General features: G+C 46.4%; 16 protein-coding genes. 4 read left to right on the plus strand and 12 right to left on the minus strand.

All coding sequences use genetic code 11. The features are described 5' to 3' along the window. Both BUA83_RS09155 and BUA83_RS09160 read right to left on the minus strand, forming a co-directional pair. The gene (locus BUA83_RS09155; protein WP_072935949.1) at positions 1-3180 is read right to left on the minus strand and encodes an AAA family ATPase; all 3180 of its coding nucleotides are present in this window, start codon (positions 3178-3180) and stop codon (positions 1-3) included. Between the two features lies 1 nt (position 3181). Then, on the minus strand, positions 3182-4327 hold the full coding sequence (locus BUA83_RS09160) for an exonuclease SbcCD subunit D (RefSeq protein WP_072935950.1): 1146 nt from the start codon (positions 4325-4327) through the stop codon (positions 3182-3184). Positions 4328-4497: 170 nt separating this feature from the next. Between BUA83_RS09160 and BUA83_RS09165 the strand changes: the two genes are divergently transcribed. After that, positions 4498-5928 carry a carbon starvation CstA family protein gene (locus BUA83_RS09165; RefSeq protein ID WP_072935951.1) on the plus strand — a complete coding sequence of 477 codons (1431 nt, stop codon included), beginning with the start codon at positions 4498-4500 and terminating at the stop codon, positions 5926-5928. 60 nt (positions 5929-5988) lie between these two features. On the opposite strand, the gene pdxR is transcribed toward BUA83_RS09165, so the two are convergent. Next, complete coding sequence (gene pdxR, locus BUA83_RS09170) at positions 5989-7377, minus strand: MocR-like pyridoxine biosynthesis transcription factor PdxR (protein WP_072935952.1); 1389 nt, start codon at positions 7375-7377, stop codon at positions 5989-5991. Positions 7378-7380: 3 nt separating this feature from the next. After that, on the minus strand, positions 7381-10203 hold the full coding sequence (locus tag BUA83_RS09175) for a GGDEF domain-containing phosphodiesterase (RefSeq protein WP_072935953.1): 2823 nt from the start codon (positions 10201-10203) through the stop codon (positions 7381-7383). Between the two features lie 794 nt (positions 10204-10997). On the opposite strand from BUA83_RS09175, the gene BUA83_RS09185 reads away from it, so the two are divergent. From BUA83_RS09185 to BUA83_RS09195, 3 genes are read left to right on the plus strand one after another with little or no spacing between them, the layout of a single operon-like run. Further along, a complete protein-coding gene (locus BUA83_RS09185) occupies positions 10998-11942 on the plus strand; it encodes an NAD(P)/FAD-dependent oxidoreductase (protein WP_072935955.1) in 945 nt (314 codons plus the stop codon). Next, on the plus strand, positions 11936-12166 hold the full coding sequence (locus BUA83_RS09190; protein WP_072935956.1) for a glutaredoxin family protein: 231 nt from the start codon (positions 11936-11938) through the stop codon (positions 12164-12166). Before BUA83_RS09185 ends, BUA83_RS09190 begins: the two co-directional genes overlap by 7 nt. A 16-nt stretch (positions 12167-12182) precedes the next feature. Continuing rightward, complete coding sequence (locus tag BUA83_RS09195) at positions 12183-12728, plus strand: glutathione peroxidase (RefSeq protein ID WP_072935957.1); 546 nt, start codon at positions 12183-12185, stop codon at positions 12726-12728. A 74-nt stretch (positions 12729-12802) separates the two neighbouring features. On the opposite strand, the gene BUA83_RS09200 is transcribed toward BUA83_RS09195, so the two are convergent. From BUA83_RS09200 to BUA83_RS09235, 8 genes are all read right to left on the minus strand, one after another. Beyond that, positions 12803-15943 (minus strand): type I restriction endonuclease subunit R, encoded by a 3141-nt coding sequence (locus BUA83_RS09200; protein ID WP_072935958.1) that lies wholly within the window; start codon positions 15941-15943, stop codon positions 12803-12805. 14 nt (positions 15944-15957) lie between these two features. Beyond that, complete coding sequence (locus BUA83_RS09205) at positions 15958-17217, minus strand: restriction endonuclease subunit S (protein ID WP_072935959.1); 1260 nt, start codon at positions 17215-17217, stop codon at positions 15958-15960. 45 nt (positions 17218-17262) lie between these two features. Continuing rightward, on the minus strand, positions 17263-18276 hold the full coding sequence (locus BUA83_RS09210; RefSeq protein ID WP_072935960.1) for a virulence RhuM family protein: 1014 nt from the start codon (positions 18274-18276) through the stop codon (positions 17263-17265). After that, on the minus strand, positions 18273-20135 hold the full coding sequence (locus tag BUA83_RS09215) for a class I SAM-dependent DNA methyltransferase (RefSeq protein WP_072935961.1): 1863 nt from the start codon (positions 20133-20135) through the stop codon (positions 18273-18275). The genes BUA83_RS09210 and BUA83_RS09215 overlap by 4 nt, the downstream gene beginning before the upstream one ends. 145 nt (positions 20136-20280) lie before the next feature. Next, the gene (locus BUA83_RS09220; RefSeq protein WP_072935962.1) at positions 20281-21021 is read right to left on the minus strand and encodes an ABC transporter permease; all 741 of its coding nucleotides are present in this window, start codon (positions 21019-21021) and stop codon (positions 20281-20283) included. Continuing rightward, the gene (locus tag BUA83_RS09225; RefSeq protein WP_072935963.1) at positions 21021-21896 is read right to left on the minus strand and encodes an ABC transporter ATP-binding protein; all 876 of its coding nucleotides are present in this window, start codon (positions 21894-21896) and stop codon (positions 21021-21023) included. The genes BUA83_RS09220 and BUA83_RS09225 overlap by 1 nt, the downstream gene beginning before the upstream one ends. Next, entirely contained in the window at positions 21896-23800 is a 1905-nt protein-coding gene (locus BUA83_RS09230) for a VWA domain-containing protein (RefSeq protein WP_072935964.1), read from the minus strand. The genes BUA83_RS09225 and BUA83_RS09230 overlap by 1 nt, the downstream gene beginning before the upstream one ends. Then, on the minus strand, positions 23797-24819 hold the full coding sequence (locus BUA83_RS09235) for a magnesium chelatase ATPase subunit I (protein WP_072935965.1): 1023 nt from the start codon (positions 24817-24819) through the stop codon (positions 23797-23799). Before BUA83_RS09235 ends, BUA83_RS09230 begins: the two co-directional genes overlap by 4 nt. Between the last annotated feature and the right edge of the window lie 10 nt (positions 24820-24829).

Genomic DNA, 24829 nt, shown 5'->3' on the forward strand with positions numbered 1-24829 from the left:
TCAGCTTATGATCCATCGTGTATGGCTTCCTTCTTCGTCCTTTGTGACAATAAGCTGGTCTTCAATACTCTGCTTAAGCTCCGAAACATGAGAGATTACTCCTATCAATCTGTCTCCCCCCGCCATCCGCTGAAGAATCCTCACAGCCTGTCCGCATTTTGCCCCATCAAGAGAACCAAAGCCCTCATCAATGAACATGACATCAAGGCGGATTGCCGCTGTTTCTGCCTGAATCTGGTCTGCCATGCCAAGAGCAAGGGAAAGAGCAGCCATGAAGGACTCGCCGCCGGAGAGAGAATCTACCCTGCGCTCATTGTTATTCACGAAGGAATACACCATGAGGTCAAGTCCCTGATTTTTCCCAGTTGCCGCATTTTCGTTGTCCATGAGCTGAAGCTCGAACTGTCCTCCGGACATTATGGAAAATCTTCTGTTAGCAGCAATAAGAATATTTTTTAAGTAATGCCTTTGTACAAATGTTTCAATATCCATTCGTCCGCCTGTAACATTTCCAGAAAGTCTGCTGTACAGGGAGTCGATAACCCCATATCTGTGCATACGTTCCTTTCTTTTATCCAGACCGTTCAAAAGATTTTCATAGGCAGCTTTATTCGTCTTTACACGTCCTGAAAGCTCCTCATACTCCAGCTGTACCTTCTTCGCGGCAGCATCCGATGCTTCAGCCTCTGCCCGCAGTGCTTCTATATCCGGCTTTGACTTTCCGTTAACCACCTCTGCCGCAGACTTTGCTATTGCCTTCGCTCTGTTCATGACATCACTGAACTTCTGAACCTCTTTTCGCAGTCGTTCCACATCTTCTTTTTTATGACTGCCTGTAAGCTCCTGCCATTCAAGCTCAGAAAGATCTTTTTCCTTGCACATCATCTTGTATTCTTCAAGCCGTTTTTGTAATTCCTCTCTCTTTTTTGGTATCTCCTTTTCGCAGCTCTCAATCAGTGCTTTTGCTTCGGTCATTGCTTTGGCTGCTTTTTCAGCCTCATCATGCGCTGCCGAAAGCATTTTATCCTTATCTGATTTTTCTTTTTGAGCCTTTTGAAGTGCTTCCTTCGCTTCAGCCTCCGTTGTATATTCGTTCTTTCTTTTCTTCAGCGTTTCAAAGGCCGCTGCCGCAGTATCGCTTCCGGTCCTTGCTTCACTTTCTTTTTGTGAGGCCAGCTCCTCTGCGTTTTTCAACGCTTCACGATTTTCGTCCGTTTTCTGCAGTTCTTTTTGCAGCTCGTTGTACCTGTCGGTTTTCTTTTTAAGCGTTTTTTCCTTCTCATCAAGTTCCCCGTGTGCTTCCGCAATCATTTTCTCAGCAATGGGAAGCCGAAGCTCCTCAGGAACCTCAATCACCTTTTGCATTGCATTTCTAAGTGAGCCAAGCAGCCCCTTTAGCTCTTCTTTCTTTGCTTCAAGTGCCGCATTTTTGTCTCCGGCATCCTTTGATGCCTTATCCTGTGCTTTTGAACAGCATTCCGCTTCCGCTTTTGCATGTTCCACCATTTCACGGGTCAGGTTTTCCTGCCCTTCAGGAAGTCTGCAGGGCGCAGGGTGCTCCAAAGAGCCGCACACAGGACAAGGCTCGCCATCATGCAGCTTTTCTCTTGCAAGGAACCCTGCCTGCGCATCGAGGAAAGATTTTTGTATGGAAACAAATTCACTGTTTGCTGTATCATATTTCTTTCTTTCCGCCTCATATTTCTCAACCGCAGCCTTGTATTCAGCACTGCATTTACGATACTCATCATGCGCTGTTTTTGCAGCGATAAGATGTGACTCCGCCTCCCTTATGGAAGCAATTTTATTTTCCACATCCTTGAGTTCTGCCCCTGTATTCTGCAAGGAATCCGCTTCTTTACGCTTTTCACTGATATCCCTGTCAAAATTTTCCAGTGCCTGCTTCGCCTTTTCCCTTTCGGCAGCCGCCTTTTCCCACATGCCTCTCGCGGTGCTGGCCGCTTTTTCGGCACTTGAGAGTTCCTCAAAAAGCTTCATAGCGGCATCAGTCTTTACCTTTACCGCTGCCAGCAAGCGCTCGGCTTCCTGCTGCGTGGTCTTGGCCTCATCCTCTGCTTTTGCCGCATTCCCGGACTTTTCCGTAAGCTTCGGCAAAAGCTCTTTCTGTGCAGCAAGCTTTTCCCCGGAATTGCGAAGGTCTTTATCTGCGTCTTCAAAACGATTATAAACCGCAAGAATATCGTATGCTGTGTCTATCTGCGTCGAAAGCTTTTCCTTTTCCTTCATAGACGACTCAAGTACTTCATTTTCCTTTATGGTCTTCCTTGCCTGTTCAAGCTGATCAAAGGAGATCAAAAGAGTTTCCGCCTGTGTAAGCAGCTCCTTCTTTTTATCTCTGATTTGCGCAGCTTCCCCTCGCTCAGCATCAAGCTTCGAAAGCCTGTCTGCTTCCTTTTCACAGAAAGGAGCAAGCCCTTCCAAAAGGGCCTCAAGCTCCGCGACAGCAGGCTTTTTCGACGTTTTTATTGTATCGCGGAGCGCGGAAAGCTCCTCTTCCTCCGGGAACTGCAGGATTCCTGTCTGTGCCTTTACCTCTGCCCAGAGCTTCTCTATTTCCGCCTGTTCGGTTCCCTTACGCTGCTTCAGCTCTTCTACAATCTTTTGATAAACTCCTGTATCAAAAAGGCGGCGGAATATTTCTTTCTTTTCGTCCGATTTTGCAACCAGCAGACGACGGAATTCGCCCTGTGCAATCATGCCGACCTGCATGAACTGCTGCTTTGTAAGTCCGATGAGCTCGATTATCTTCTCATCTGTGGTCTTGGCATCGTAAACAGCACCGTCAGGCATCAGAAGCGTAACCGATCCCGATTCCTCTTTTGTCCCCTTGCCTCGCTTCAACGGTCTGACATGGCGTGGCACACGCGTTACCGTATAGGTTTTTCGTTCACCGCCATCCTCCTCGGTAAAGGTAAGCTCAACAAAGGGCTCAACATCTATTCCGACAAACTGACTCTGCAGCGCTTCTCCTTCTTTTCTTGTATCCCCGGCACTTACTGCGCCGTAAAGGGCAAAAACCATCGCGTCAAATATTGTGGTCTTTCCTGCCCCAGTATCACCAGTAATAAGGAAAAGATTCTGGTTAGGTATAGTAAAATCAATAACGGTCTTCTTTCCATAGGAGCCGAAGGCCTGCATCACAAGCTTTTCAGGGCGCATGTCAGTTCACCTCCCTGGCGGTATTTATGACCTCACGTAAAATACCCTTTTCTTCATCATTCAAATCCTTCAAAAATTCAGTACAAAGCTCGTAGGCATCCAAATGCTTAAGCCCTGTAAGTTCCACCTGATAATCTGCCGCGCGGTTTTCCTCCCTGCGGATTTCCAGGAGATGAGTAAAAGCAAAATGAAGACGGTCCTGCATATCAAAGGAATCATTTCCATTCACGTCTGTCAGAATCACTGTCACATAGTCATCCGACGGCTGAGCCAAAATTTCCTCCAGATTTCCTTTGAGTACGCGCACCTCACGCAGTGGCTTCAAAGGAAGCACCTCTGTTTTTATTTCGCCTTTCGCTTCAAGCGTTACCTCAATAACACCTTTCTCCTGCCCTGCCTCGCTGACAGAACACGCAAGCGGCGTACCGCAGTAACGGATAAGCTCCGAGCCGACCTTCATTGGCTTATGTATATGGCCAAGGGCAGCATAATCAAAGGACTTTAGAAGCTCTGCGCTTACGGCATCTACGTTCCCGACAGTGCAGATTTCCGATTCCATGCGCTCTATGTTTTGGGCATCCTCGCCCGACGGCAGGAAAAACTGGTGGCTCACCAGCACATTGCGTTCATCAGTGTTTATATTCTCCCGTGCAAAAAGACGGCGCAAGGATTCCTCATAGGAAAGCCCTGCCTCTCCTTCCTTTGCAACTATGCCCCTCACCATAGACGGCTTAACAAATGGCAGAAGATAAAAATTCACAGGACCGTTTTCATCCTTAAGCGTAACCTTTTCGATACGTTCATCATCTGAACGCGGTGGAAGTCCAATCATATGAATATGATGGCGGCTTAAAATTCCACGGAACACATTCACCCGCGAGCCGCTGTCATGATTTCCGCTTATCATCATAAGCTCTGCCTTTGGAGCAGCCTCCGTAAGCATCATGACAAATTCGTCAAAAAGCTCCACAGCCTCTGCCGACGGAACCGCTTTATCATATATATCTCCGGCTATGACAATGGCATCCGGCTGCCTTTCCCCCGCATATTCAGCGATTTCCTTAAAAACATGCCTCTGATCCTCGCTGAGGTCATGATTCATAAGCTTCAGTCCGATATGCAAATCCGACAAATGAAAAAAACGCATATACCCGCCTCCGAATAGTGTTTAATTAAAAATATTATGCCTTAAATCAGAGTTTGCCACAAGCAAACATTTTATCCTTATCATTTAATGTAGTTTTTGACTAAACAAACAATTTTTGTTATTATCTAATTATTCAGATAAAATTTTTATAAGTCTGGAGATGAGGTATTGTGGTTACTTTTTTGTGTGCTTTGGGTGCTTTAATTTTGGGGTACATTATTTACGGCACATTCGTTGAGAAACTGTTTCGACCGACGGATAAGCCAACTCCTGCCATGATTCATAATGACGGGGTTGATTATATCCTGCTTCCAACCTGGAAAGCGTTTCTGATACAGCTTCTGAACATTGCCGGTCTCGGTCCTATATTTGGCGCGCTGGGGGGCGCACTTTGGGGGCCTTCGGTTTATTTTTGGATTGTCCTCGGAACGATTTTTGCCGGCGGCGTCCATGATTATCTCTCGGGAATGATTTCTGAGCGTGAGGACGGACAGAGCATATCCGAGGTAGTAGCAAACCACATGGGAGACACCATGGGCTTCGCAATAAGGGTTTTCTCTGTAGTACTACTTATCCTTGTTGGAACAGTTTTCATGACAGGCCCTGCAGGTCTTCTTTCAAAGCTTACAGGTGTATCAGTATCCATAGTACTGCCCTGCGTTTTGCTGTACTATTTCCTCGCGACATTACTTCCGATTGATACGTTGATTGCCCGTTTTTACCCGCTGTTCGGCGCCTGCCTGATTATAATGGCAATCGGGATTATGGGAGGCATGCTGCTTGGTGTCGGCGGACATACCATGCCGGAAATGCAGCTGGCAAATCTCCATCCAAAGGGAGATGCAATGCCAATCTGGCCGCTCATGTTTATCACTGTCGCATGCGGTGCTATCTCGGGTTTTCACTCCACTCAGTCGCCGATTATATCCCGCTGCCTGAAAAATGAGCATCTGGGACGTCCTATCTTCTACGGCTCGATGGTTGCAGAGGGCATCATTGCTCTTATCTGGGCTGCTGCGGGAATAACCTTCTACGACGGCACAAACGGACTGGCAGCTGCCATGGCAAAGGGCGGCGCAGGAAGCGTTGTTTACGAAATCTGTACCGGCTTTATGGGCGGTGACGGAAGTATGACAGGATATATAGGTGCAACTCTGGCAATGCTTGGAGCTATCGCATGCCCGATTACATCAGGCGACACGGCCTTCAGAAGTGCCCGTCTTACTTTATCAGACTGGTTCAAGGTAAAGCAAAAGAATATGGTCAACCGACTGATGTTTGCCGTTCCACTGCTTGCGATAGGCGGTATACTCTCGCAGATGAATTTCGATATCATCTGGCGTTATTTCTCATGGACCAATCAGACTTTGGCTATGATTGTTCTTTGGACGGGTGCGGTTTATCTGCACAAAACAATCAAAGACAGCAAGGCCTGGCTCATGGCAGCAATCCCTGCGGCTTTCATGTCAGCCGTTACCTTCACCTACATAATACAGGCAAAGGAAGGCCTGCAGTTAGGAACCAATATCAGCTATCCTGCGGGTTTAGCCTTCGCAGTCGTTTGCATAGTCTTGTTTGCAAGAAAAATATCACAGGATTAAAAGACAGCCGCCGGCGTTCTCAGACGCCCGGCGGCTTTTCTTATGGTTTATTCACTTTGCTTACAAAATTCCCTTGAACAATTCCTTATCAAGTTTTTCCACGGCAAGGTTCGAGTAATTCAGAACAAAAATATGCGCGGCCTCCGGCTTTGGATTTTCATAATATGCAGCAAGCGGACGCATACGAATACCCTTCTCCTCAAGCCGGCGTACTATTTCCTCATCATTGCGTTTTGTATTGAATTTCAATAGGAAATGCAGCCCTGAGCCGCGTTCAATGATGGAAAGACGTTTGCTGTTTTCCTTTGAACGCAGAAGCGTCAGCAGCTCCTCCCTGCGGCGGCGGTAAACATTTCGCATACGGTTTATATGCTTTTCAAAATAACCTTCATGTATAAACCTGGCAAGCGTATACTGCTCGAAATTCGACACGGTACAATTGTAAAAGCCGACCTTTTCATTAAAAGGGCGAACCATATTCACAGGAAGAACCATATAGCTTATACGTATCGTCGGAGTCAAGCTTTTGCTGAAGGTATTCATATAAATGACATGCCCTTCAGCGTCAATGCTCATAAGTGTGGGAATCGGCCGTCCGGTCATTCTGAACTCGCTGTCATAATCATCCTCGATAATGCAGCGGCCCTGCTTCTGACCTGCCCAGGAAAGCAGCTCGTACCGACGGCTGACGGGCATAATTATTCCCGTAGGGAAATGATGCGACGGACTGATATGAAGAATATCGGTCCCAAGACGCTCCACATCCTCAAGCTTTATTCCCTGCTCATCCATATCCGCAGTCCCGCAGAAGGCTCCGCTGCCGGCGTAGACCTTCTTTATGCGGTCATAGCCGGGATTTTCCACGCAGAATCTTTTGTCCCTGCCAAAAAATTTCACCAGAAGGCTGTATAAATACTCCGTTCCTGCCCCGACTACAATCTGTTCCGGCGCCACATTAAGCCCACGAAAATTTCTCAGGTGCTCCGCAATTGCCTGACGCAGTGCAAATACCCCGTTGCTCGGAGAACGAACAAGCAGTTCCTCGGAGGCCTCGCTGACAATCTGTCTTAAAAGCCTGGTCCATACCGCAAAGGGAAAATCCTCAGGCCGCATCGTATTAGCAGTGAAATCTATACGCCACTTTACTGGCTCGGGCTCCGCAGTAATCTCCGTCACAGGGCGCATCGTCTGCACAGGTGGCTTTTCTATTGTTTCCGTCACAAAAAAGCCGCTTTTTGGCACTGAATAGCAGTAGCCCTCTGCCATTAACTGTCCATACGCATTCTCCACGGTTATAGTGCTTATCCCCAAGTTACGCGCCAGTGCCCTTTTTGAGGGCAGCTTTTCCCCCGGAGCCAGCCGTCCCTCAAGAATATCCTCCCGAACACATCTGTAAAGATGCTCGTAAAGCGGTGTTTTCCCTATATGCTCAAAAGAATATGTCAGCATAGCCTACTCCCTGCAGCCGCAGTGAAAGGCATGCGGTGCGCGGCGAACCATCTGCATTACAAGATTTTCGGAATTAGGCATAAGGAACACCGTATATTGATGCCATATATACGGTTCTTCAGTGCTGCGGCGACGGCGGAATTCCTCGGAAAGATAACCTGCTTCCGCGTCTTCTATCCGCTTAATCAGTGTATCAGGCTCAGCAAAAGCCAGGTACGCATCCCGATCCTCCGGATGAACAAAAATCTCCGCGTAAAGTCTGCAGCTCTCCTTTAGCTTATAATGCCGCGCATCATCACCATCATAAAATGCTCCTAAGCTTATTATAGTTTCCGCATAATCCTCATCAAAGTGTATTAGCGCAACGTCATCATAGCTCATAGCCATCGCCATAAGATATCTGTTGAACCGAGCTATCTTTTTCGTGTCTGCGTGCACCGTCATTGTCTCCAGAGAATTTACGAAGATATATTTACCGTCCATCTCTGAAATGGCCTCTAAGGTAAGCCTCATATACTTGCCCCCGGCAGAATAGGTAAACTCCTCCTGTTTTCCGCTGGCAGCAGTACGCTCCACAAAGCTGCGGTACATACGGCCTGTGGGAAGATGTCTTTCATTCATTTCATCCTCCGCATCCTTCAGTGAAGTCATCCCCACATCAGCAAGTGCCTGTTTGAACTTATCATTCGCAAAAAGGAAATGCTGGTTCTGTCCATCATAAAAAGTAACAGCCATGGATCTGTCCGTCGTAAAATCCAGCTTTGATGCATTACCGAAAAATACTCGTTCCTTCGGATTGACCAACGAGAAATTTTTTGATTCAAGCAGCTTTATGCCATCACGTATAGGAAGAGGCGCGCTGATAAGATATCCCTGAACAAACTCACAACCTATCTGCCTGAGGAATGCAAGCTGCTCCTCTGTTTCAACACCCTCTGCAAGTGTACGGATACCTATCTTCTTCGCCATTACGACAATGGCACGGATAATATCCTTAGACCGCTGGTCAAACTTTGAAAGGAACACCATGTCAATTTTCAGCGCATCAAAATCATAATCCTTCAGCACATTCAAAGAAGAATATCCGCTGCCGAAATCGTCCATCCATACCTCGTAGCCCGCTTTATGGAAACGTACAACCTGTTCCTTGATATACGTGTTTGCCGCAAAAAGGCTCTCGGTAATTTCTATATGGAGCATAGAACGGTCTATATTTTCAGCAGCTACGGCATCCTCAATTATTTGGAATATATCGCAGGATACAAAATCAAGGCGCGAAAGATTGAAGGATATCGGCACAACCGTCTCACCGTCGTCCATTCTCTTACGCATATCCCTGCACACCAGATGAATCATATATGCATCAAGCTTATGAATCTGATGGGATTTTTCAAGTGCACCGACAAAAACCCCCGGCTCCAGAAGGCCCCGTTCGGGGTCTCTCCACCGTGCCAGCGCCTCGAAACTGCATATACGGCCAAAAAGAGTACAGGAAATCGGCTGATAATAGACCTCAATCCATCCTTCATCAATTGCCTCGTCAATATGTGAAGCAACATACTGCTGCAAAACATCTATTTCCTGCATATAAGGCTCATAGAAGCAGCAGAATTTTGACGAATCAAACTGAATCCACTTGCGCGCAATCTGCGCCTTTTCACACGCGGAAATAATTCCCTCGTCCCTGTTCTTCATTTCGTACACGCCGACCTTGAGCTGTATGGTTGTGCCAAAGCCGGAACCGATAATATCACGGCATACCGATGCGATTTCTTCTGCCAGATTATCCTTTGTACTCAGAACAACAAAATGGTCATCATAAAAACGGCAGACAAATTCCCCTTTGAAATGTTCGCGTATAACATCAGCGCACTGTTTCAAAAGCCTGTCTCCCGCATCATAGCCAAAGAGATAATTGTATTCCTTGAAATCACAAATATCAAAAAATATAACGCTGAAATTTCTTGGTCCCGGGATTGAGGTCTTCATTTCCTTTTCCCCGTGGACACGAAGGTAATTAAGCGACGGAAGTGCTGTCAGCTCATCCACCAGCTGTCCGTCCTCGTGAGTTGCCAGCAGGAGCACACACGCCTCACGGCCGTGCCATTCAGTTCTTGAAGCACGGAAAATCATAACCTTCTCCTTCTCAGGAACCATCATGGTGAATTTCCCGCGTTCAATCATTTCATTCGCCGAAAATGGAAGTACGCTGATTCCAAGATATTCTTCAATAGAAATCCCATTTGCATATCCCGGAGGCGGAGGTACAAACTTCCTCATTCGTTCATTTACATAAAAAAGCTCATGTGTTTCCGTATCAAAAATAGCAATCGCTTCATCGTACTGAGCAAGACTCTCGAAGAAAGTGCGGTTCACAAGCTCTTCCTGAGCCCTGTTCAGCTCCCTCGCCGTCGTGATATCATCATAATACACTATTGCATATCTGGTTCCGTCGCTCATGTTATGATGGTATCCGTGAGCATGAATAACCGACCATCCTGTCCGCACCGGCAGCTGTTCCTTATAGACCACATCGTATACACCGCTGCGCCCCGTAGCAAAATCCCGCGCAGCAGTAATAATGCGGTCGCGGTCGTCAGGATGCACATACCTGTACATATCCTCATTATAAAACTCAATCATTGTTTCGCGGTCTGTAATGCCATGCCCCATATACTCCATCAGGGCGTCCGAAACAAAAATCGTTACAATTTTATTATTCACATACTGATATATCGCAAGAGGTATATCAATCTGTGTAAGCACCGTTAGATAATCTTCCTGCTTTTCTCCAAAGAGACGCTCAGTTTTCTTTATCTCTTCCATGATTTTTCCTCTCGTAGAACGCGTCCCCAAAAAGAAGCATTCATAATTTACACTCAATATCTTTCAAATAATAAAACACATTTATCCATGTTTATTTTCCTCTCCGATTCTCAGCTTGTCAAGTTAAGCATTGTCAAAACTGGAACGAAGGCGTTATAAGGGGCTGTGAAAAAATGGGAAAAATGGGGATGTGCATGATTGAAGAATCACTTATGCACATTCCCATTTTTTAACTGATATTCTCACCTACTGGAAGCTTGCAAGATTCCAGCCCTGGCCAAAGACAGTCGTTGAACCGTTTTCCCTTGCCCGCTTGACGGCGGCAGGGAGGATTTCCGTCATAAACTTGTGCGAATCCGTATTCATATCCACCATGGTGCCGACGGTTTGGAGAGCATAGCCCAACATATAATGGGAATGACCGTTGCCGCAACCCGGCATAACCAGACATGATCCGACGTAATACAATAACGGCTGGCAATATTATTCCTATTGAACCTTATTCTACATTTCTTTATCGATCTCCTCTTTTGGGGATTTTTCTTTTTGGCTGCAAAATCGAAGCAGGCTGCAGAGAATTTGCCGTCCTGAAACTTTTTCCCGAGTACCCAAGCTACATTCTCCGAAATGTCCAACGCTTACTGAATGATCTCAATAAAATTTTGAATCATTAAATGAAAATAAATTTTCTGTATTCTATTGATATTTATAATATAAAGCATATATAATTTAAACAAGAAAAGTATTTTTAAAAACAACAGGTCGTGTACTCTTTCAGCAGGAAAGGAGCGCTTATGACAAAAAAACGCGAGCATAAGAACATCGTGATTATAGGTGCAGGAATGGCGGGACTTACTGCCGCCCTCTATGCCGGGCGCATGAATTTTTCAGTTTTGGTTCTGGAAAACGGTATTATCGGCGGACAGATTGCAAATGCCACAGGCATTGAAAACTATCCGGGCTTTGAAAAGGTCGCAGGAAGCGAACTCATCGCAACTCTCCAGAAGCAGGCGGAAAACTTCGGCGCTGTTATCGACGAGTTTGATTCGATTCAAAAGGTAACGCTTGATGCAACACCTAAAATTATCGAAACCGATGAGCATATATACGAAGCCGACGTTGTCATCATCGCCTCAGGCATGACACGCCGCAAGCTTCCGCTGCCTGAAGAACCGCGCTATGCCAACAAGGGTGTACACTACTGCGAGCTCTGCGACGGACACATGTATCAGGGCAAAATCATCGCTGTTATGGGCGGTGGAAACGCTGCCGTAGATGCTGCCAACTTCCTTACAAAATACGCACAGAAGCTTTACCTAATAAACCGTTCACCCCTTCGTGCAGATGAAGTTTCGCAGCAGCGGCTCAGGGAAAACGAAAAGGTTGAAGTCATGCTGAACATGGAAATCAAAGGGCTTAGCGGACAAGACCGCCTCGAAAGCATAGAGCTTTGGGACAAAAACAACGGGCAAAAATACAGTCTTGCCGTTGACGGACTCTTCGTCAACATCGGCGTAGACCCGAATACAGAGCTTTTCGAGACTGAGCTTAGACTGAACGGGGGGCGCATTCCTGCAGGCGAGGACTGCCGCACAAAGATTCCCGGAGTGTTTGCGGCAGGAGATATCCGCGAAAAAGAAATACGCCAGCTGACTACCGCCGCCGCAGACGGAACGACAGCCGCTCTTCTGGCTGAAAAATATATCAATGGCCTTAAAGGAGGAAAAACAGAATGGTAAAAGTATATTCCATCACACAATGTCCATGGTGTGATAAAGTAAAAAAATATCTTAAAAGCAAAAACGTAGAATTTGAGGAGCATAACATCGAGGAAAACGATGCAGACCGTGAAGCCTGCTACAAGCTGACAGGCGACCTCGTCGTTCCTATAACAACAGTTAACGACAAGGATTATGTATTAAGCTTTGACAAAGAAAAACTCGACGCAATGCTCGGGCTCTGATGAAAGGAGAACTCACATGGGAATTTATGATTTTGTTGTAAAGACAAGCAAAGGCGAGGAAAAATCCCTCGCGGATTATAAAGGAAAGGTACTGCTCATTGTAAACACTGCCAGCAAATGCGGCTTCACTCCGCAGTTCAAGGAGCTTCAGGACCTCTACATGAAATACAAAGACAAGGGACTTGAAATCTTAGGCTTCCCCTGCAATCAGTTCGCGGAGCAGGATCCCGGTACAAACGAAGAAGTACAGCAGTTCTGCCGTCTCAATTACGGCGTAACCTTCCAGATTTTTGAAAAAGGCGATGTCCGTGATGAAACAGCACAGCCGCTCTTTAAATATCTCGTCAGTCAGAAGGGCTTTGAGGGCTTCGATGCAAACCATCCCATCACGGAAAAGCTCGTAGCCGCACTTAAAGAAAACTTCCCTCATTTCCTCGAGGGAGACGATATCAAATGGAACTTCACCAAATTCCTTGTAGACCGCGAAGGAAATGTAGTTGCCCGCTTTGAGCCAACAACAGTCCCCTCCGCTATCGCAGCAGATATCGAAAAACTGCTGTAAAATACTCGCAAAAACAAATCCCCGACTATGACATCAACACAATGTCGTAGTCGGGGATTTTCTGTCATACCACTTCACGCAATATCCTTATAACGCATATACACGTACTCATAGACCTTCTGACGATACTTCGAAATACTTACCTCATCGTAGCACTCCGGAAGCTCCGCCCATAAAGTATCACGAATAAGATTATCTACTGCCGACTTCGTTGCCTGCTTATCTGTCCAGTGATCAAACTGAGAAATCAGCATCTTTATCTTCTGAAGCAGACTAGCTGCCACTTCCTTAAGCTTCTTGATATCCTGTTTGCTTAAATCATCACGAAGCAGTAAATCAAACAAAGTCAGCTCCTCATCATCAGTAAAACCTTCACGGACATACCTCTGTTCTTCATCACTGAGGTCTTTGACCACAGCCATCAGGTCCATGAACGTTTTTTCGATGGTAGCTCTGTCCTGCTCCTTATTGTAGTCATCAATAATCTTTTGATACCTCTCATAATAATCAATTCGGTTCGGATTAGAAAAAATCAGCCCGTCCAGCTTTTGAAGAATTATTTCCTCCAAATCCTTCATCATGAGATTTTTATGCTGTACCCTTGAAAACTCCCGACGAAGCAAATCAAAATCAATGGCACTGATATCAAACCGCTTGGCAGGTGCATCATGAACTTCCGTTTTCATATCCTCAATCTGCACATACTCGCCAATAATACAGCTAACCCTTACCATCAGATCAGTGATATTCGTAGACTTTCTCTTTTTCTTCAGCTGAGCGAAGATAGCTGCTATCGCCTCATACTCCTTGCGGTCAGTCCCTGTAATATCATCACGGTCTGCATACTTCATCAGCCTGTTCAGCTCCGAAGCGTATGTTGAAAAAGTCTTTTTATCCTCCATACTTCCGCAGACAAGGTTTGCCGCCTCCTGCAGATACCACATCTTTTCAAAATCTACCGCCTCGACCAACGTATCAAGCTCAAAGCCCTTTCCTGACAAAAATTCCTTCGTCTTGGCAATGACTTCCAGTATGCGGTTTATCAGTTCGTCCTTATCCACCGTCGGATCAACGCCTTCGCCCCTGCCCACATTCGCCGTATAATCAGCCAACGCCTTGCGAAGCGCCTTCACTATACCTATATAATCCACAATAAGCCCGTTGCTCTTGCCTTCGCTGACACGGTTGGCGCGTGCAATGGTCTGCATGAGCGTATGCGCCTTGAGGGGCTTGTCGAGATACAAGCACGAAAGACACTTCACATCAAATCCCGTAAGCCACATTGCGCAGACGAATACTACGCGGAGCGGATTATTCCTATCCTTGAACTCCTTATCCAGCTCGCGCTTTTCCATCTTCTGGCGGTGATACTTTATATCCAGCTTCCACTTGCTGAAGGTCTGAATTTCATTCTGCTCCTGGCTGATTACCACAGCCATCTCCGTAGACTCCATCCACTTCAGCTTTCGCTCAAGCTCCTGCGCTTCCTGTTGTGCGGCACCCTTTATCTGTCGTTTTAACGCCTTGATTTCTTCCTGCCAATACTCCTGAACATAATTATACATGCGTACGCAGGTGACCTTGTTCAGACATACGAACATAGCCTTTCCGCTTGTCCACAAATCCGAATAATGACGCACGAAATCCTTGGCAATCGACCTTAGTCGCGGAGCCGCCGTCATCAGATGAATCTCCTTGGCAAACTCTGCCTCCACCTTCTCCTGCCTGTCTACATCCAAATCAGCCTGCTCTATCGCTTCCAGTATCTTATCCGTTATTTCAGGATTATGTAGGTCAAGAATCTTTTCTCCCCGATTCTCATAGTAAAGCGGTACAGTCGCTCCGTCCTCTACCGCCCGTTTGAAATCATAAATCGATACATACCCGCCGAAAGTGCGGGCAGTAATATTGTCGTTGGATAAAAGCGGTGTCCCCGTGAATCCGATTCTCGCTGCTGTCGGAAGGAGCTTCATCATATTATCAGCGAATATTCCGTACTGGCTGCGATGCGCCTCATCAGACATGATGATAATATCGTGGTCGGGATAGATGGGCTCCGCCTCCGGATTATTAAACTTTTGTATCAGCGTAAAGATAAAGCCCGGATTTCCCCTGAGCTTATTTATCAGATCATCTCCGCTGGTTGCAAGATAACGGGTTCCCTTTCCTGCACCCAAAATACCGCAGTTCTCAAAAGTATCGCATATCTGGCTGTTCAGCTCTTCGCGGTCTGTCAAAATAACAAAGGTCGGCGAGCCTGCGAACTTTCGAAGAATCTTCTGCGCAAGGAACACCATGGAGTAGCTTTTTCCTGACCCTTGCGTATGCCAAAATACACCCAGCTTGCCATCGTTGAACTCCCGATTTCCGTAAGCCTTTACTGCTTCATTGACCCCAAGGAACTGATGATTTCGGGCTAAAATCTTCGCCGTACTGCCGCCGCTGTGGTCGAAGAGAATAAAATTCTCCAACAGGTCTAAAAAAGTTTCCTTCTTGCAGATACCCATGAGCATCGTTGCCAGTGCAACGCTGCCCTCATCGTCCTCCGACAGACGCTTCCATTCATGGAAAAACTCATATTTGCTGCCGAGAGTACCTACCCTTGCCTCCACACCGTTTGACAGTATCAAGAACGCGTTATAGTAAAATAGATGCGGTATCGTATCAAGATAATCTGTGTAGTTATCCTCGTAGGCGTTCTTTACCTCTACATTCGTTGCTTTCAGCTCGACGAAAAGCAGAGGGATGCCGTTCACAAACCCTACAATATCCGTCCGACGGCGGTACAGGTCGCCGTGAATCTTCATTTCCTTTACCGCGAGGAAATCATTGTTATCAGGAGCTTGAAAATCTATGAGCTTTGCCCGCTTCGTCTCCGTCTTGCCATCGGGCTTTTTTACAGTGACAGGGATACCGTCACGGATAAGAGAGTATTTCTCCTCATTGATTTGCAAAAGAGAAGCCGTAGAAAGATGGCTCTCAAATGCCCTTTGAGCTTCGATTATTTGGCTGTCAGTCATCCACGGATTCAGCTTTTTCAATGCCTTTTGAAAATATCGGGACAGCAAAATTTCCTTGTAGCTTTTACGCCCCAAGGTTCCATCGTCTCCGAGTATTTCTTTATTGTAGGCAAATACGACATCCCAGCCTAATTTCTCCAATAAATTACCGGAGCTTTCCTGTACCAAAATATTCTCCGAATAATCGTAGCTCATAGGATTACCCCCATTTACACTTGGATCTCTCCGCTGATTAGCTTAGGTAATAAACGGTCGCGAGCTTGCTTTAATAACTCTATTTGTAATGAATGAGTCATTATCTTTGAATGTATTTTGCTCGACATGTCATTGTAACGTTCAAGAATATCATTTGGAATAAATAATATTTTTTCTTGCGTTAAAAAATCCTTCCAACGGTAATTCACAATACTGCTCGCACTTCGTTTATCGTATTCTGACGTTCTCCCAGAGGCACGTAAATACTTAAGGCAATCATGTAAATAATTTGAATGATTTCTGATTGGGCGAATCAGCTTACAAAAGCTAGCGCACATAACAGGCTTATGCAAATAATTCAACAGTTGTGACGTTATTAATGTACACTTAGCCACACCCTCATTTTTACTTCCACCCGAAACTTCAAAAATTATATCTCCAGCTTGAAGTTCTCTCTTCATTAAATTAGTTTCACCATGATATCGAAGCGGCAATGAATTTATTTCTCCATGTGTTATACCTAGCATATCTGTTCCTCGAATTACATACGCTTGGTTTGGGTTTTCTCTGTTCGGAATGTCATCCCCCCAGCCGCCTCCAATTTCATACTCGATAAAATTGGACAAACAAACTCTTTCCCATCCTTCTGGCACACCGTCAATAATCTTCACATCTTCATGTCCCGGAAAGCGCAAGTCAACGAACCACTCTTTATATAACCTCTGCACTGCTTCCTCCAACAGCTTAATTTGCTTTTGATTGTTTTCAATCAGTTTGTCATAAGCGGAAAGAATATCTGCGATTTTCTTTTGAGTTTCCATCGAAGGAACATTCACAGTCATATCCCTTAAAGCTGTCAAGCTGACAGTTCGTTGTGCAGCACCTACAGCAACAGCATCAGCTTGCAAATAAAACTCGCGTCCGAGCATGACATAATACAAAAATTTAGATACTATTTTTTTTGAATCAGGTCTTAAAATAGCAATATGACGTTGAAAAACAAATTTTTCATCACAATCAATATAAACAGGTATACCAAATGAACCAACTACAGAGTAAAGAATATCCTCTTTTTGAGGCTTTCTTTTGCTATCAAGATGGTCATAATATTCCTGCGGTACATACATTACCTCAGACAAATCAAATTTATTTGTGCTATTTATATTTGAAATGGTAACAAACGGAATACCATTATCTACCTTTGGTGGTGCTTGATGATCTCCATCAGAAATTGACAGGCACACATCCTCCAGCTTTACTTTCTCCCAGCTCATTCCCCTGCTCCTTCTTCGAGAGCTACATTATTCCATGAAATCATGTTACCGCTCTCTGGATTTCTTTTTTGCGAGCTTTTCCACATTCTTTATATTCTCAACATATTCCTTCTCCACAGGAGAGAGATTTTGAACCTGAAATTTTCTATATTCCTGCTTTGCTTTATCCATTGCCATATCATGACTCACTTTGCCGGCACTGGTCAAAATACCTCTGCCACCAGAGGTCAAAACAGCATCCAACTGAGTGATGTAATCCTCCATGTACATAGGTCTATGCTCCATGGCTGCGATTTCGGCAATATCGAAATAACCGGATACCAGGTTGTTCAGTATTTTTAGTTCCTTTTCATCAAGATAGTTCTTGGCTATTTTCACATCCTTCAAGACAGGAAAATCCCCCGAAAAACTTTTTAATCCCATGAAAGGTGCCTCCGCATTGGCACGGTCATAGATAACCTCCGCAGCCGTATGTCCGTGAGCCGCATAGTGGAGCTTGTTTTGAACAATCTGAAAAAAACGCTTCGATTCATCACTTTTAGGATTGTAGTCGAGACTTGTGGCATACAAATCCAAAACCTGCCTATAAAGCATTTTTTCCGATGAACGAATATCCCGAATGCGGTCAAGGAGTTCCTTCCAATAGTTACCGCCACCGACATTTTTAAGTCGTTCATCATCCATAGTAAAGCCTTTGATAATGTATTCCTTCAACCGCTCAGTAGCCCAGCGACGGAACTGAGTGGCAATCATAGTCTTTACTCTATATCCAAGAGAGATTATCATATCGAGATTATAATGAGTAACCTCTCTTGCCACTTCCCTGTTACCCTCTACCCGAACTATTCGGAATTTCCGAACAGTTGACTTTTCATCCAATTCTCCTTCTTCAAAAATATGCTTTATGTGTTCACTTATGTTTGCCTTGCTGGATTGATACAAATCCACCAACTGTGCTTGTGTAAGCCAGACAGTTTCATTTTCAAAACGTACATCTATCTTCGTATTGCCATCCTCGGTTTGATAAATGACTATTTCACCGTTCTGATTATCATTCATACGCCTAACTCCTTCATGTTCTTGGAGATAGTATCCATCAGTTTATTACTCTCAGCCTGAAGCTGCAAAAGCTCCTGACGAATTTCCTTCATGCGCTCGCCGAAGTCCACGCCGTCATCTTCTACGGGAGCTACGCCCACATAAGCGCCGGGAGTAAGCGACCAGCCCTTTGTCTCGATTTCGTCTATTGTTGCCGCTTTGCAAAGTCCAAGCACATCAGCATATTCACCCTCACCGAATTTTTCATAGAGCCAGACTGCTTCCTTGGCTGTAGTGATGCGCTCTGCCAGCTCGGCAAGCTTTTCATCATATTCCGCCTGTACTGCCTTTGCTTTTTTGCCTGTATATTTTTCCTTCTTTGCTTTGGCGGCTTTTTCGGCTTTCTTTGCATCGTCCACGGCGTTTTTCGCTTCTGCGCGAAGGCTTGTTTCCTCGTCCTGCAGTATCACTAAAATATCTGCGAAAGCCTTATCGCTGTTCAATTCCTCATGATACTCTGCCAAGAGCCTGGAGTATTTATCCTTTTCGCCACGATGAAGCCAGACGATAGCATTGAGATTTTTCAGCTGCCACTCCGACCATTCATTGAGGGTACGGTCCACCACAGTAAAATAATTCCGTGCATCGATAAAAAGAACCTTATCCTTTAGCTCCTGTGGTTTTGTTTTGTCAAAGAACCACAAAGAGCAGGGCAGCGATTTCGTGTAGAAGAAGTTGTTCCCTACACTTATCATTACGTCCACATGCCCTGTCTGTACCAGTTTTTGTCTTATATCTTTGTCTTTTCCCTGGCTGTCCGTAGCAGAAGAAGCCATGACAAATCCGGCTCTGCCTTTATCGTTCAGATAGCTGTAGAAATACGATATCCAAAGATAATTGGCATTGCCAAATTCGTTATTCTTATTGATTGACGGATTCCCAAAAGAGAGTCGTTTATCATCCGCGCAGTCTGCCGCCTTTACCTTGTCCACGTTAAAGGGCGGATTCGCCATGACATAATCACATTTCCCCATGAGATTATGGGCATCATGGTAAAAGGTATTGGCTTCGTCGCCGGACTTAATTTTGCCCGTGAGTCCGTGTACCGCCATATTCATCAGACAGAGCTGAGCATTATAGCCCACCTTTTCCTGCCCATAAAAGGTCATAGCGCTGTTGGCATTCATTCCCGACTGGTTCACAAAGTCACCTGACTGTATGAACATGCCTCCCGATCCGCAGGCGGGATCAAGGAGCACACCGCTTTTCGGCTCTAAAATATTTACAATCATTTTTACCAAGGATTTCGGCGTAAAGAACACGCCGTCATCGGAAGCAATATTCTTTGCAAACTTATTGAGGAAATACTCATAGATACGTCCGACAATGTCCCCGCCTACTTCATCAAGAGCACTGTTGCTGAAAATACGGAGAAGGTCGTTCAAGAGATCATCAGAAAAATCTGTGTAGGTTTTAGGCAATACACCCGTGAGCTGCTCGCTCTGTTCCTCGATAAGTTCCATGGCGTTGTTGACGACTTCGCCCAATGTGTTCATGGAGTGTCCTGCTTTATTGACCATCCCTGCCGACGCTATGTCCTTTGGCAGGTTCAAAAGGTAATCATACTGTGCTTCTTTCGGCAGAAACAGCGCACTTTTCGCCGCGAAGTCACTTGCTTCTACAGGCATTACACGACCGCCGCGTTTTGGTCTATCCTTTAGGATTTCCGCTTCTACCATTTTGAAGCGGCTAAACGCGTAGCGTAAAAATATAAGTCCCAGCACGGGCATACAGTATTGATTTGATGTGAGCTTTGAGCCTGCTCGAAGCAAGTCTGCCGACTCCCACAATTCACTTTCCAGTTTTCGTATGTTTATCATTGTTACTCCTGCTCTTTGTTATTTGGTATTTTTGTTTTCATGCTATCACATATAACAGTGTCATTCAACATTATCTGACTGTATTCTGTATGGTACACAAAAGCCACACAGCAATCACACTGTGTGGCTTTATTTATATGAAATTTTATTCTCTCAGCTTCAAAAATGCCTTACTTCCGACAACAAACACAATTACGAGATAAAGAAGAAGCACTCCTACAGATAGCAGTGAAACCTCCTGATTCATGGCAATGCCCCGCAGAAGATAGCTGGTATGTGTAAGCGGAAGAAGCTCGATAAACCAGCGAAGCGCGTCAGGCAAAGTATGTGTGGAGAAAAATGTTCCGCACAAAAATGACATTGGCAAAAGAGCATAGGTATTTACCTGTCCCATATGCTCATAGGTTTTTATATACATTGCCGCGGCAAAGCCGATTTCGGCAAAGACCGCGCAGTTCAGTACAAGCACAAGTAAAAACAGCGGCGTAATTGTGAAATTCGCACCGAAGGCATAGGCGAGGCATATTATGATCGCCGATGAAATCAGTCCTCTCAGCACCGCTGCAAGGGTTTTGCCTATTACGAAGGCATGGGGCCAAATCGGTGAGGTGAGATATTCCTCGATGCTTTTATGGTAAACCTTTTCAGCATGTACCTGTATAACGCTGTTAAAGCTGATGTTCATGGAGTTCAGCGCCATAATACCCGGCACAAGGAAATCAAGATACGAACCTCCGGCCGCAGTCTGAATGCTGCGTCCCAGTCCCCATCCAAAAGCGACAAGGTAAAGAATCGGGGCGACCATGCGGCTCAGGATAAATGCCGTCATGCGATGCTTCAAAACAACCCAATCCCGCCAGAATACCGTCCAGATATCTCCCAGCATCAGAGCCCCTCCTTTCGTCCGGTCATTTCGATAAAGACATCCTCAAGATTTGATTTTCGTATTCCACCCGGAGCGTCGAGCTGTGTCAGATACTGACCTGCTTCCTCACGGCAATTGAAAAGCTTGAACTCCTTATGGGTGCCCTCCGTCCATTCCACGACATAGCGTCCAAGTCTGGAAATAAAGCCCTGCGGAGTGTCGATATCGAGAAGCTTTCCGTGATTTACTATTGCAACACGGTCGCAAAGCTCCTCAGCTTCCTCAATGTAATGAGTTGTAATAAGCACCGTCGTACCCTTATTGGCAAGCTGACGTATAAGCTCCCATATACGCCGGCGTACCTGCGGGTCAAGGGCAACCGTGGGCTCGTCCATAAAGAGAATCCGCGGATTATGCATAAGCGCACGTGCAATCAGAACGCGGCGCTTCATACCGCCTGACAGATTGCGTACCTTGTCGTTTATGACCTCCTCAACCCCTACATATTTCAAAAGCTCTGAAATGCGTTCTTCGCGGTCCTTGCGGTTCATATGGTAGAGCCGCCCGTGCAGCTCCATGTTTTCCCTGACAGTAAGGTCCATGTCAAAGTTAAGATTCTGCGGCACAATGCCAAACATCTGCTTAACCTCGCGTACATCCTTATCATCAATGTCCACATGCCTTCCATCATAAAAAATCTCTCCTGTGGTAGGCTTTAACAGCATAGTGAGCATTCGAATTGTCGTGGTTTTGCCGGAGCCGTTCGGACCCAAAAGGCCAAAGATTTCCCCCGCTTTAATATCAAGCGACAGGTTATCCACCGCGGTCTTTTCCGCCATCTGATTCTTTTTATCTTTATACTTAAAAACCTTTGAGAGATTTTTAACCTCTATCATCAGCTCATTTTCCTCCAAATATGCAGCAGGCTGTCCTCTGAAAGCTTATCCATGTGGAAATAAGATGCTTCAAGCTTTTTTGCAAGCTTCTTGGCCAGCCCAAGCTTTATGAAGCCGTTCTCCGTATCAATAACGGCAATCGGGAGATTATGCTTCGCGACACGGGATGCCTCATGCATTGCTTCCTCTACCGGATCTCCGCCTTCATTCAACGATGCCGTAGCACGCCCGTCCGTAATGAATATTACAACAGGGTCTTGGGCAGGGTCCTGTCGGTACATCATGTCCAGCAGGTCGGCCGTCTTTTCGATTCCCTTTGCCAGTGGTGTCTTGCCTCCCGTAGGCATTGATGCGAGCTTTTTCTGCGCGAAATCAACGCTCTTTGTAACAGGCAGCAGCACCTCCGCCTGCTTTTTGCGGAATGCAATCATGCCGACACGGTCGCGCTTCTGATATGCTTCAAGAAGAATCTTTAAAATAACTCCCTTGACTGTTTTCATGCGTTCCCGCGCTCCCATTGAACCGCTGGCATCAACTACGAAAAGAAAAATATTTCCGGTGCGCTTCTCGCGAATCTTAGTACGGATATCCTCCTTTTCAATAACGAGGGCGCAATCGGTCTTTTTACGCCATTTCTGGAACGGTGCAGCCGCGCGGAGCGTCGCATCAAAGGCAACATCCGTAACCTTTTTTCGCGGAAGTGCTGCACGGACATATCTTCCCTGTCGTTCGTCGGTTCTTGTTGCGCTGCGTTTTCCGCTGCCCTTCTTTTTCTCCCTGCCCTTTACAGGCTCTATCCATACAGGCGGCAGCACGACATTGAGGTCTGCAGCATCCACGCGCTCATCGTTTCCCGCATTCGGGTTCTCCATGTGCTCGCGTTCGTCTTTATCCTGTTCATTATTGCCCTCGTGCTCTTCCGTGTCAATCTTATCGTTTTCAGGCGTTGGGGGCTGCTCGAACATTTCCTGCGGCGGTGGAGGCTCTTTTTGTGGCTGCTGCTCCTGCTGCTGCGGTTCCTGCTGAGTCTGCTGCTGAGGCTCCTCTGCCTGCGGAGGCTCAGGGCGCATGCGGTGCGGCAGGACAAATTCAGCAGCACGCTCGAGATCCTTCGGCAGTATATACGTACGTCCCGCAAGAGCCGCGATAGCACGGGCCGCTTCAATCATATAGATATCTGCACGATGACCTGCCACATTTGCCTTCAAGGTGTAGACAGCCGCAAGACGAATCATCGCATCCGATGCTTCCACCTCGGGCAGAAGCGCTCTGGCATCCGCAATCTGTTTTTTCAGTTTCCCGGTTTCTTCAAGCCATTCCCTACGGAATGCTTCCCCGTTTTTCTCATAGGAAAGAACACGCTGCATAATCTCCATGCGCGCTTCTTCATCCGGTTCATCGTCAATGGATACAAACATACCAAAGCGGTCAAGGGCAGAAGCCCCAAGTGTCCCGCTCTCAGGTGTCATTACCGCGAGAACAGTGTACTTCGTATCGCACTGCTCCGAAAGCCCGTCACGCTCAAGGCGGTATCCGCCTGCCTCGCGTACTCCAAGAACAGAGGACAGAATGTCCTCACGCAGAAGATTTGCGTCATCAATATACATGATGCCGCCGTCAGCTTCATCAAGCAGTCCAGGCTGCAGCTTACGCTTGCCGAGGCGCACAGCTGCCTCTGCATCAATAGAGCCAAAAAGACGGTCCTCCGTCACGCTTACAGGAACCTCAACCCATGGCATATCCGTAAGCTCACGGGCGGCGCGTCCAAGGGTAGATTTACCGCTTCCTTTTTCTCCGCTCACCAGGAGCCCCCCGGCATTTGGATTAACGAGCGCCATCATCACGGCACTCTTTACCTTTTCCATGCGGCAGAGCGCGGCGAACGGGTATCCCTGCCGTCTCATGCGTCAATCACCTTGTCAACATTTTCCCAATCAAGCTTCTGCTCCTCGAACGGACGACGGCGCATACGGTGCGGCAGCGCAAGTCGTGCAGCTGTTCTCAGGTCTTCCTTCGTAACCTCGGTATGACCGTCTACAGCAGCAATTGTTTCTGCAGTCTTTATGAGAGTAATATCCGCACGGTGTCCCTCTACTCCAAGCGTTATGGAAATCTCTGCCGCCATGCGGAGGATTTCGTTTGTCACCGTAACCTGCGGCAGAAGCTTTATAGCACGCTCAATGCGATGGACTTCCTTTTCCTGCTCCTCTGCCCATTTTGCGTTAAAAGCCTCCGGGTCATCCTCATATTCAAGACGGCGCTTTATGACCTCGGCGCGCTTATCAAGATCCTTTTCTCCTGTTATGTAAACTGAAAGCGCAAAACGGTCAAGAAGCTGCGGACGAATATCGCCTTCCTCAGGGTTCATCGTTCCCACGAGGGAAAAACGTGCCGGATGGGAATAGGATATACCCTCACGTTCCACAGTATTGATTCCCATTGCAGCCGAGTCCAGGAGAACATCGACAACATGGTCGTCCAAAAGATTGATTTCATCCACATAGAGGATGTTTCTGTTTGCGTCAGCAAGGATGCCCGGCTCAAAGGAGCGTTTTCCCTCGCGGATGGCAGCCTCGATGTCGAGAGTACCTACAACGCGGTCCTCCGTAGCACTTACCGGAAGCTCCGTAACGCGCATGGGAAGAAGCTCTGTCTCAGGTTCAGCGTTATCATATTTTTCATGACATTCGTCGCACCAGTTCGACTTGTCATGCGGATCATCATGAAAACGGCAGCCGACAATGCAGGGACGCGGCGGAAGCAGCTCGGCAAGAGCGCGCACCGTTGTGGATTTTGCCGTACCCTTTTCACCCTGAATCAGAACACCGCCAAGGCGCGGATTGACTACGTTCAGAATAAGGGCCTTTTTCATATCCTCCTGACCTATAATTGCCGTAAACGGAAATGTACTTACTCTTTTCATATATCTGCTC

The organism is Schwartzia succinivorans DSM 10502 (assembly GCF_900129225.1).
GTDB classification, from domain to species: domain Bacteria; phylum Bacillota; class Negativicutes; order Selenomonadales; family Selenomonadaceae; genus Schwartzia; species Schwartzia succinivorans.